Raw genomic sequence first — 10694 nt, forward strand, 5'->3', positions numbered from 1 at the left:
CTGGTAGTTGTTTGGAGGTTTTTGTGGATATTTCAGAAGTACGTGTACGGAAAGTCAATCAGACAGGAAAACTCAAGGCTTATGTGACCGTTACGTTCGATAGCCAATTCGTGGTCCATAACATCAAGGTCATCGAAGGCCGTGATGGTGATTTCATTGCAATGCCGAGCAGGCAGTTGGCCAATGGCGAATTCAAGGATGTTGCACATCCGATCAGCAGTGCTTTCCGCGATCATCTCCAAAAAGTAATCATGCAGGCATATGCTTCCGACACCGGTGAAGCAACAAGCGAAGAAGAGCTGTAATAAACCGCTGGACAAACCCAGTATTTTCGTATACTGTCGTATCCGTTGTTGGGAAGTCGCCAAGCGGTTAAGGCTCTGGTTTTTGGTGCCGGCATCGGGGGTTCGAATCCCTCCTTCCCAGTAGGGCAATCCAGGATATGGGTTGCCTGTTTTTTTGTGAAGGGCTTGCCCTTGTAGGGCTAAACGCTCTATACTCGCTTCTTAGTGGTATTCTGAATATCCAAAATGCTATGGTAATTGGACATCGATGCATGTGCCAATGAGAGTACAAGGAGTTTGTATGGCTGACAACAAGAGTTTGAAGGCGGAATTGAGAACCGAAGATTTCGGGAGTGCCGGCGCCCGTCGTTTGCTTCGAGCAAAACGCATTCCGGCAGTAATTTATGGAAAGAATGCTCCCGTGCACATTATTCTGGATTCCCGTGAATTCACCAATAAGATGCGCCATTTCTCTGAAACCGCTCTGCTGAAGATTTCAGTAGGGGAAAAGACATATGAGTGCCTTATGAAGGACTATCAGGAGAACCTGATGATCGGTGAGATCAAGCACGTGGACTTCTTTGAGGTTACCCGCGGCCAGGTTCTTCGCACACTGGTCTCCATCGTGCTGAAGGGCAATCCTGTTGGAACCAAAGAGGGCGGCGTCCTTGACCAGGTCATGCATGAAGTTGAAATTGAATGTCTGCCCAAGGATCTTCCTGCTTCTCTCGAGGCTGATGTGTCCGCCTTGAAAATCAACCAGAGTCTCCACCTCAAGGATGTGGTGATTCCCCCCAACGTGAAAGTGCTTGATGATCTTTCCAAAACGGTTGCTTCCGTCAAGGGTGTCAAGGCCGAGGTTGCTGCTCCTGCCGAGGAAGTCGCTGAAGCCGCTGCTCCTGTTGAAGCAGAAAAGGATGCAAAGGCGAAGAAATGAGGTTGATTCTTGGACTGGGCAATCCCGGGACCAAGTATGAGCACTCCCGACACAACGTCGGCTTTGAAGTAGTGGATATGTGTGCAGCGTTTTTTCAGGTAACTCTGAAGAAACGCTGTTTTCGTCTCTATCGTCAAGCCAAAGTGGGGGATGATGTCCTTCTGGTTCAGCCGCTTACCTACATGAATGCAAGCGGAAAGGTTCTCAAACACTTTCCCGGGACGGATGCTTCCGATATGATTGTAATCTGTGACCAGTTGGATCTGCCTGCTGGAATGATTCGCATACGCAAGGGAGGCTCGTCTGCAGGCCATAATGGCCTCAAGAGCTTGATTGACCATCTGGGAAACAGTGATTTCATTCGGATTTATGTGGGGATAGGTCGACCCGAAGAGGGTGTGTCGGTAATTGAGCATGTTCTTGGCCGCATTGATGATGAGAAGATAGTGAATGGAATACGCCTGGCTTCACAAGCCTTGATCGAGCTGGTGGAGGGAAGGGCGTTGCAGGAGGTGATGGTTGCTTACAATCGACGCAGCCGTGTTGGAAAAGGTTGATTCTTTTCTTGCTGAGCACCACATCGATAGGCATGAGCGCATCGGGGTGGCATTTTCCGGAGGAAGCGACTCCCTCGCTCTTCTTCTGGCTCTTGCACAGCTTTATGAACCGCATTTTTTGCATGTGATGTATGTGCAACATCATTTGCGGCCGGACTCTGAGCTCGAAGCCGAGATTGCCCTGAACAGGGAAAATTGCCAAAAGTTGGGAGTGCCTTTGCATGTGCTCGATCTGGGCAAAGGCAGGGTCGAGCAGTCTGCTGCAAGCAGGAAAGGCGGCATTGAAGAGGCGGCAAGGCACCTTCGATACGAAGCCTTGTACAGCGAGTGCTCGCAAGCCGGTTGTTCCTACCTTGCCACCGCCCATAATGCTGATGACCGGCTGGAAACCCTGTTGATGAGGCTTTTCCAAGGGTCCAGCATAGCGGCATTGGAAGGGGTGCGTGTCCTGCGTACAGTTGATGAGTGCAACATTACCCTCGTCAGGCCGGTTCTGGCGTGCACTCACGAAGAACTTACCAACTCTGTGAAACAGCACAACATGGTCTGGTCGGAAGACTCCAGCAACGGTGAGGATGCTTACCTGAGAAACATCATCCGCCATACAATAACCCCTCCGATACTCTCCGTGTTCGGCGGTGCATATGAGGCTGTCGCCTTGATGACCAAGCGTTTTGGCGAAGTAGGGCACTTGTTGGAAGTGCTTACGGAGAACTGCCTCAAGGCAGTGTCTTTTTCTCCCGACCGTATTGTCTTTTCCCGCTCATGGTTCAACTCCCTCTCTCCGGCTTTGCGGGATTTGGTGCTCTTTCGCATCGTTTCATACCATGATGAAGGCAACCGCATCAAAAACTCATTCATCCAGCGCTTGAGGAGTGCGTTGGAAATGCGTCGTGATGACGATGGATGGATCTTGGAATCCGGAGCCCACCGCTTGCAAGTGGATCAGGATGTATGCTCCTATTATGTGGTCAGAGAATCCGATTGGCAGTTTTGCCTTGCCCTTGCAAATCCTGGTGAGGTGCAGACATTGGACCTTGGAAACAATGTGCTTTTCTCCATTCAGATCTACGAGGAAAATCCAGCCGACCCGACGTTGCTCGCCCTCGATGAGGCGATGCTGCAAGGTGCTGTGCTTCGGTCGGTCCAACCTTGTGATGAAATTGCCTTGGAGGGGGGAACGGTGAAGGTGACGAAACTGCTCTCTTCCTATAAGATACCGAAACACCTGCATCCATCGGTCCCGGTGCTTGTCGACCGCAATGGCCTTGTCGCCGTTTTTGCCCGGCTCCATGGAGGTCGGGACCGGCTTGCCAAGCGTTTTAAAGCTCCCCTTGCCCGAAGATTGACAAATATATATAGTAGTAACATAAGGAAGCATTGCAGTGAAATTGAGTAAAGACAGCCAAGAAAACGATTCGGAAAAGAAGTCTGGGAACCAAGATTCCAACCAGTATTGGCAAGGTCCGGGAAAGGATAACAAGAAACCATCGCTCAGGCCTTCAAACAATCCTAAAAACCGTTTCGCACTGATTGTGTTCATCACCTTGGCGATAATGTTTGTCTATATGTTTTTTGATTCAGCCGCTGGTGTAAAAGACCAAGTGGTTCCCTATACGACATTTATAGGATATGTGGATGCAAACCAGGTCATGCAGGTCGAGATCAAGGAACAGTCCTTGATTCGTTTTGTCCTGAAGAACGGCCTTTCTGCCCAGACGCGAATCCCGTATTTTGATGAGAGTCTGCTGCCCTCCTTGAAGGCGAAGGGAGTCTCGGTGACCGGCAGCGTGCAGGAGATCTCGTTTTTGCAGATTGTTTTGCAGCTTCTGCCTTGGATCATTTTCATCGGCTTTACCATTATGTTGTATCGTCAGTCCAGCGGGTTGAATGGCAAGATGATGTCCACCTTGGGCAAGAGCAGAGCCAAGGAGTACATGGAAACCGATACGAAAATTACATTCAAGGATGTTGCCGGGCAGGTTGAGGCGAAATATGAACTTGAAGAGGTCGTTGCCTTTCTCAAGCATCCTGACCACTTCACCAAAGTCGGGGCAAAGATACCCCGCGGAGTTCTGTTGGTGGGTCCTCCGGGAACCGGCAAGACCTTGCTGGCGAAAGCTGTTGCCGGGGAGAGCGGGGTATCCTTCTTCCATACCAGCGGTTCCGATTTTGTGGAAATGTTTGTCGGCATGGGCGCAGCCCGAGTCCGCGACTTGTTCGAGCAAGCCCGCAAGCACGCTCCCTGCATTCTGTTCATCGATGAATTGGATGCCGTCGGGCGAACCCGCGGCGGCGGTCTCGGCGGTGGGAACGATGAGCGGGAACAGACGCTGAACCAGATTCTCGTCGAGATGGATGGCTTTTCCACCACCGCAGGAGTCATCGTGATGGCGGCTACAAACCGTCCAGATGTACTTGATCCTGCATTGCTCAGGCCCGGTCGTTTCGACAGGCAGGTTGTGGTGGATCTTCCCGATATCAAGGAACGTGAAGAGATCTTGAAGATACACTGCCGCAAGATTAAATTGGAAAAGGATGTGGATTTGAAGCGGCTCGCCCGTGGGAGTGCAGGCACCAGTGGTGCGGACCTGGCCAATCTGGTCAATGAAGCCGCCCTGTTTGCAGCACGCAAGGACAAATCCACGGTCAATATGGAAGATATGGAAGAGGCCAGGGACAAGATTCTGCTTGGTGTGGCACGCAAGAGCCGTGCGATGAATGAGCAGGAGAAGCTTGCAACTGCCTACCACGAGGCCGGCCATGCCCTTCTCCACTACTATTTGAAACATCTCGACCCTTTGCATAAAGTGACAATCATTCCCCATGGCAGGGCGCTCGGCCTCACGGTGAGTCTGCCGGAGCGTGATCCCTATACCAAGACCAAGTCGATGCTCAGCGACTGGGTCAAGGTATGCATGGGCGGGTATGTAGCCGAAGAGCTGGTCTATGGAGAAACCACCACGGGAACCAGCAACGATATCAAACAGGCAACCGACCTGGCTCGACGCATGGTTACCGAATGGGGGATGAGCGGCTTGGGATTCGTCAATCTGGCTGATGAATCGGAACCCTTGTTTCTTGGACGCGAGATAACCCAGCACAAGGATTACAGTGAAGAGACGGCAAAACGAATTGACCAAGAGATTCATGTGATTCTCGATGATGCCATGAATGAGACAAGGACGTTGCTCTCGACAAACCGGGACAAGCTTGAAATTCTCACCAAGGAATTGGTGGAGAAAGAGACCTTGGACGATGCTCAGATTCGCGTGCTTCTGGGCTTCGACCAGATTGCACCCACTGCTTCTGAAGAGACCGGACAAGATCCAGTCGAACAACCGAACGAATAAGGACGAGTATGAGTGCTGATTCCAGACTGACCCGAAACTTTTGCATTATTGCGCATATCGATCATGGCAAGTCGACTCTTGCCGATCGTTTCATTGAGATGGCTCACCTCAACTCTTCGCGAGGCCCCGTCCAAGCCCAGATTCTTGACAATATGGATATCGAGCGGGAACGCGGCATTACCATCAAGAGCCAGGCTGTGATGATTCCTTATACTGCAAAAGATGGAAAAACCTACTCACTGAATTTGGTCGACACCCCGGGTCACGTCGATTTTTCCTATGAGGTATCGAGGGCTATCAGTTCCTGTGAAGGTGCGTTGCTTCTCATCGATGCATCCCAAGGAGTCGAGGCCCAGACCTTGGCCAATTTGTATATGGCCATGGAGCATGATTTGACGATCATCCCGGTCATCAACAAGGTTGATCTGGCATCTGCAGACATTGAGGCTTGCCTGCACCAGATTGACCACGATCTCGGGCTTGACAGCTCCTTGGCAGTCCAGGTAAGTGCCAAGACCGGTTTTGGCGTGGATGCGTTGCTCGAGGCCATCGTCAAGCAGATCAAGCATCCTGAAGGCAATGATGCATTGCCGTTGCAGGCTCTCATTTTTGACTCGCACTACGATGCCTATCGAGGTGTCATTGTTCATTGCCGTGTTTTCGATGGTGTCGTGAAGGTCGGTACCGAAATCCAGTTCATGCACTCCGGCGGTGTCTACAAGGTTGAGGAGGCCGGAATTTTCCAGCTTGAGCTCATCAAGACCGGCGAGTTGCATGCCGGTGATGTAGGGTATGTGATCACCGGTGTGAAAACCATCAGCGATGTACGGGTCGGCGATACCATAACCACCACCAGTCATCCGGCAAAGAAGCCGCTTCCCGGATTCAAGGACGTCAAGCCGGTTGTCTTCAGTTCGATCTATCCGGTGGATACAAATGATTATGAGGAGCTGGTCAGCGCCATCGAGAAGTTGAAGCTCAACGACGCCTCCCTCGTGTATGAGAAGGACAGTTCTGCTGCCCTGGGTTTCGGATTCCGCTGCGGCTTTCTGGGCATGCTTCATCTGGAAGTCGTTCAGGAGAGGATTGAACGGGAGTTCGACCTGTCCATCGTGTTCACCAGCCCTTCGGTAAAGTACATCGTCCACCTGAAGAACGGTGAGACCGTCAATATTGACAATCCCTTGGAATATCCCGACCCGATGCGGGTTGAATACGCTGAAGAACCCTATATTCAGGCCAATGTGATTACTCCGACACAGTATGTGGGGCCGATCATCAATTTGTGCATGGAGAAGCGCGGGACGCAGACCGGGATGAACTATCTGGATGAGAAGCGTGTTGAGCTGATTTATGAAATGCCCCTGGCGGAAGTGTTGTTTGAGTTCTATGACCGTCTCAAGTCGATCAGCCGCGGGTATGCTTCCTTCGATTATCAGGTCATCGGCTACAAGCGCACGGATCTGGTCCGTCTGGATATTCTGGTCAACGGGGAACCCGTGGACGCCTTGAGCCAGTTGGTTTTCCGTGGAAACAGCCAAACACGCGGCCGTCAAGTTTGTGAAAGGCTCAGAGGTGAAATCCCCCGCCAGCAGTACAAGATCGCCATCCAAGCAGCCATCGGAGGCACCATTGTCAGCCGTGAGACAATCTCCGCCTTCCGCAAGGACGTTACCGCCAAGTGTTATGGTGGTGATATCAGCAGGAAGCGTAAGTTGCTTGAGAAACAGAAAGAGGGCAAGAAGCGCATGAAAATGGTTGGAAACGTTGAAATCCCGCAGAGCGCCTTCCTGGCCGTTCTCAAGAGCGACGACGACGCAAAGTAACACTGTTCTCCGCTGTATTCTTTATTGCCCCCTCGATGAGAGGGGGTGTATACTTTCATAGAAGAACTATGAACAAGGGGTGTCTTATGTTGACCAAACGCTCGGTTGCCACTACTGCTGAAGGTGACGATATTTTTTCCATTACGCTCACCCAGGGAGATTTCACTGCAGAGATTCTCAGTCTTGGAGCCATTCTCAAGACCCTGAAGACTCCTGACCGCAACGGTGAAATCCGCGATATCGTGCTGGGGTTTGACAACCCGCTGGATAATCTTGCTTCCACCACCTATTTCGGGCAGGTGGTTGGGCGATTTGCCAACAGAATCGCGAATGCCCGATTCACGCTTGACGGCAAGACCTGCATGCTTGAGAAGAATGAGGGAAACAACAACCTTCACAGCGGTAAAAGCAACTGGGGCTGGCGCAACTGGCATGTGGAAACGTTTGATTGGAATGGTGACCCGGGGGTGGTGTTGAGCCTTTTCAGTCCCGACGGTGATGGCGGATTTCCCCATGCAGTGAACTGCACGGTTTCGTATGTACTGACAAGAGACGGCAATCTGCGCATGGATTATGAAGCAACGGCAACAGGACCGACTCCCATCAATCTGACCAATCATTCGTATTTCAATTTGGGCGGAGCTGCAAGCGGCACCATACTTGGTCACGAGCTCCAGCTTGACTGCGACCGATACCTGGAAGTTGATTCAGCATCCATTCCTACGGGTAGGATCATTGATGTTCGCGGTACTGCATTTGATTTCACCAAGAAGAAAACGATCGGTCGTGATATCGAGAAAGTCGGAGGGTATGACCATTGTTTCATTCTCTCCCGCAGTTCTGAAAAATTGGTTGAATTTGCGTCGATTTATGAACCCAACAGCGGCCGTACCATGAAGATCAGCACGACGATGCCGGCTGTGCAGCTGTATACGGGCAACTACCTTAAGGCCGCTGAGATTGGCAAGGGGAACGTAGCCTATCCAAAGCATGCAGGCATGTGTTTTGAGACCCAGTATTATCCTGACAGCCCAAACCATCCTGAGTTTCCCTCCTGCATTTTCAATAAGGAACGAAGTTTCAAGCACACAACGGTTTTTAGTTTTGGAAGTAAATAGCGATTGTGTCCGGGTATGGCTGCCGGGCAGTGGAGTGCATGATGAAAGAGGTTAAGATCATTGGGATCACCGGAGGCTCCGGCTCCGGTAAATCCACTATTGTAAGAAAAATCGGAGAAGTCTGTTCTGATTTCGTGTTTATTCCTCAGGACAATTACTATCGGTCTGCTTCGTACATCAGCAATGAGAATATTACTGCATTCAATTTCGACCATCCTGATGCATTCGACATTGAGCTGCTGTATGAACACTTGAATGCGTTGAAAGAAGGCAGGAGTATTGAGATGCCCCTGTACGATTTCGTGCATCATCGCCGCAGGGATGAAACGGTGAGCGTCCAGCCTAAACCTTTGGTGATTATTGAGGGGTTGATGGTTTTGTATGACAAGCAGATACGGGATCTGCTCGATTTGAAGTTGTATGTGGATACTCCTGACGATATTCGGTTTATCCGTCGTCTCAAACGGGATATCGCCGAGCGTGGGAGAACGGTTGAAAGTGTCTGCAACCAGTATCTCGAGGTGGTCAGGCCAGGGCATTTCAACTTCATTGAACCTACGAAAGTGTTCGCTGATATCATTATTCCCGAAGGCGGCTACAACGAAAATGCCTTATCGGTGCTGATACCCTTCGTCAAGGAACTCTCCCGCTGATCATCGTTTCCTGAAAAGGGTGAACCCATCCCGTATGGCTTTCCAGGACCAGGTTTCAGGGACCTGGTCGTCACCTCCATAGTACCACCGGCTGCAGCGCAGGATTCGGGCGAAGCCCATGATGAAGCCTTTTGCGATGCCATGCTTGAGTACGGAGTCGACCATATACGTGGAGCAGGTTGGATGGTACAGACAACCGCCTCCAAAAAACGGGGAGAGCAATCCTTTGTAGAGGTATACCGGGATAAGAAATATGTTTCTAAGCAACTTTGCTGGTTTTTTCATAGGAACATTCTATGTTTGGATTGTCAAAGTTGCAACAAGCAGGTAAAATGAAAAAGTAGGGATTTGACTTGACAAGTGAGAATCGCTATAGTAAGCAAGAATTGAGCAAATTGTATGGAGGGATAGGTATATGGCTGGTAACGTATCTAAGAATGCTCGCCGTGAAGGGGCAAAGGTTATGATGAGCCGCTGGGGCGGCCCGATCAAGATGAAGGCGGTTTTCGAGAATGGAAAACTTCGCCACGTGGCTTATTGCGAGAAATCTGGGAATACCGCTCGCAAGCCGAAAGACTTGATGTAAGGATTTTCGTATCTGAAATTATAACCATAAGCCTGTGAATATAACAATCACAGGCTTCTTTTTTCAGTAAATAACGGTCTAAATCAGCATTTTTCGCGTATTTTTGATGTATCCGATTCTAGCAGTGTGTGTTATAGTGTTGTTGAGTACGTATACAACGACACATGAGAACGTCATGAGGAGGAAACACGTGAAACGTCTTTCAAGAACAATTATGACAGCAATGCTGGTAGCTTTGTTGGCTTTTTCCCTTGTAGGTTGTAAGAGCACCGCCAAGGTTGAGCCAATTCCGCCAGCTCCTGTTGTAGAACCTGCTCCCGAGCCAGTCGCTCCTGCAGCACCCGTCCCCGAGCCCGCCCCGGTCCCCGTACCGGCCCCTGCTCCGGCTCCTGCACCGGCTCCTGCACCGGCTCCTGCACCGGTAGCCCCGGCCCCTGTTGAGATGGAGCTGCCCTTCGGAGTGAAGGAAATTGTAAAGAATGATGACGGAGCGAAGGTATTCGATCTGTTCATCGTGCATACGAACGACCTGAACGGCAACATCTATGCCGAGAACGGCGGACTGGGACTTGCGAAGTTCTCGACCGCCCTGAAGGCCGGGCGTGCGATCACCGACAACTGGCTGCTTCTGAACAGCGGCAACGTTGGTGAGATACCCGCCGAGGCAGCGATGCTGGCGGCCGAAGTCGTCGACGAGCTCGGCTACGATGCCTACACCCCGCAGGCGATCCAGCTGGCCACCGGCATAGCCGGGACGAAGAAGGCCCTCCCGCTGAGCGTGAACGCCCTCGACGCGAACGGATACCTGGTTGCCCAGCCCTACCAGATCTACGACTTCAACGGATTCAAGGTTGGGGTGGTCGGCCTGGTGGCCCCGAAGCCGATCCAGGGCGTGAGCTTCACCAGCGACGTCGTCCTGGACAATGCCCAGTATGCGGTCGACCTTGCCAAGGGATATGCAGACTACCTGGTAGTCCTGAGCGATCTGGGCGACAAGGGCCCGATCACCAGCGAGATGGTGGCGCAGAACATCGACGGCATCGACTTGATTGTTGACGGCAACGGGTCTGCGATGGCGAAGACGGTGAACGGCACCCTGATAGTCAGGGCCGACGAGCAGCTGAAGAGCGTTGGTGCTGTGCAGCTGAGCGTTGCGAATGGCGAGGTGAAGGCCGTCTATCCGATGCTCCTTCCTGCAGCCGACGTTCTCGAGCCTTCCAAGAGTGCGATAGCCAAGGCCTACGAGCCGATTGCCAGAGCGATGGGATACACGCTGATGGTGACCGTGCCCGAGGATCCGGCCATTGTGGCGAAGATTGGTGCGACCCCGGTTGTGAAGGCTGAAGTACCTGCGCCGGCACCCGCTCCCGCTCCCGCTCC

10 protein-coding genes, 1 tRNA gene and 1 pseudogene are annotated in these 10694 nt (G+C 51.7%); 11 read left to right on the forward strand and 1 reads right to left on the reverse strand.

The window, feature by feature from the left end:
• The first annotated feature begins 23 nt into the window (after nucleotides 1-23).
• From spoVG to udk, 9 genes are all read left to right on the forward strand, one after another.
• Nucleotides 24-305: a septation regulator SpoVG gene (spoVG, locus tag B3K89_RS00330; RefSeq protein WP_293890790.1), complete on the forward strand. Its 282-nt coding sequence runs from the start codon at nucleotides 24-26 to the stop codon at nucleotides 303-305.
• Between the two features lie 49 nt (nucleotides 306-354).
• A tRNA-Gln gene (locus B3K89_RS00335) sits at nucleotides 355-426 on the forward strand.
• Between the two features lie 159 nt (nucleotides 427-585).
• Entirely contained in the window at nucleotides 586-1221 is a 636-nt protein-coding gene (locus tag B3K89_RS00340) for a 50S ribosomal protein L25 (RefSeq protein ID WP_293890793.1), read from the forward strand.
• A complete protein-coding gene (gene pth, locus B3K89_RS00345) occupies nucleotides 1218-1778 on the forward strand; it encodes an aminoacyl-tRNA hydrolase (protein WP_293890796.1) in 561 nt (186 codons plus the stop codon). The genes B3K89_RS00340 and pth overlap by 4 nt, the downstream gene beginning before the upstream one ends.
• Entirely contained in the window at nucleotides 1741-3177 is a 1437-nt protein-coding gene (tilS, locus tag B3K89_RS00350; protein WP_345906891.1) for a tRNA lysidine(34) synthetase TilS, read from the forward strand. The genes pth and tilS overlap by 38 nt, the downstream gene beginning before the upstream one ends.
• Nucleotides 3164-5131, forward strand: coding sequence for an ATP-dependent zinc metalloprotease FtsH (ftsH, locus tag B3K89_RS00355; RefSeq protein ID WP_293890802.1), 1968 nt, complete (start codon nucleotides 3164-3166; stop codon nucleotides 5129-5131). The genes tilS and ftsH overlap by 14 nt, the downstream gene beginning before the upstream one ends.
• An 8-nt stretch (nucleotides 5132-5139) precedes the next feature.
• Complete coding sequence (lepA, locus tag B3K89_RS00360) at nucleotides 5140-6957, forward strand: translation elongation factor 4 (RefSeq protein ID WP_293890805.1); 1818 nt, start codon at nucleotides 5140-5142, stop codon at nucleotides 6955-6957.
• An 86-nt stretch (nucleotides 6958-7043) separates the two neighbouring features.
• A complete protein-coding gene (locus B3K89_RS00365; RefSeq protein WP_293890808.1) occupies nucleotides 7044-8075 on the forward strand; it encodes an aldose epimerase family protein in 1032 nt (343 codons plus the stop codon).
• Between the two features lie 41 nt (nucleotides 8076-8116).
• On the forward strand, nucleotides 8117-8728 hold the full coding sequence (udk, locus tag B3K89_RS00370; protein ID WP_293890811.1) for a uridine kinase: 612 nt from the start codon (nucleotides 8117-8119) through the stop codon (nucleotides 8726-8728).
• Here udk and yidD read toward each other — a convergent pair whose 3' ends face one another.
• Nucleotides 8729-9013, reverse strand: coding sequence for a membrane protein insertion efficiency factor YidD (gene yidD / locus B3K89_RS00375; protein ID WP_293890814.1), 285 nt, complete (start codon nucleotides 9011-9013; stop codon nucleotides 8729-8731).
• Nucleotides 9014-9143: 130 nt separating this feature from the next.
• On the opposite strand from yidD, the gene B3K89_RS00380 reads away from it, so the two are divergent.
• Nucleotides 9144-9314, forward strand: a complete 171-nt coding sequence (locus B3K89_RS00380) for a hypothetical protein (RefSeq protein ID WP_244771351.1) — start codon at nucleotides 9144-9146, stop codon at nucleotides 9312-9314.
• A gap of 190 nt (nucleotides 9315-9504) precedes the next feature.
• Nucleotides 9505-10694 (forward strand): annotated as a pseudogene (locus B3K89_RS00385) (bifunctional metallophosphatase/5'-nucleotidase); the annotation flags it as partial.

It is taken from the genome of Sphaerochaeta sp. UBA5849, assembly GCA_002432715.1.
Lineage (GTDB): Bacteria > Spirochaetota > Spirochaetia > Sphaerochaetales > Sphaerochaetaceae > Sphaerochaeta.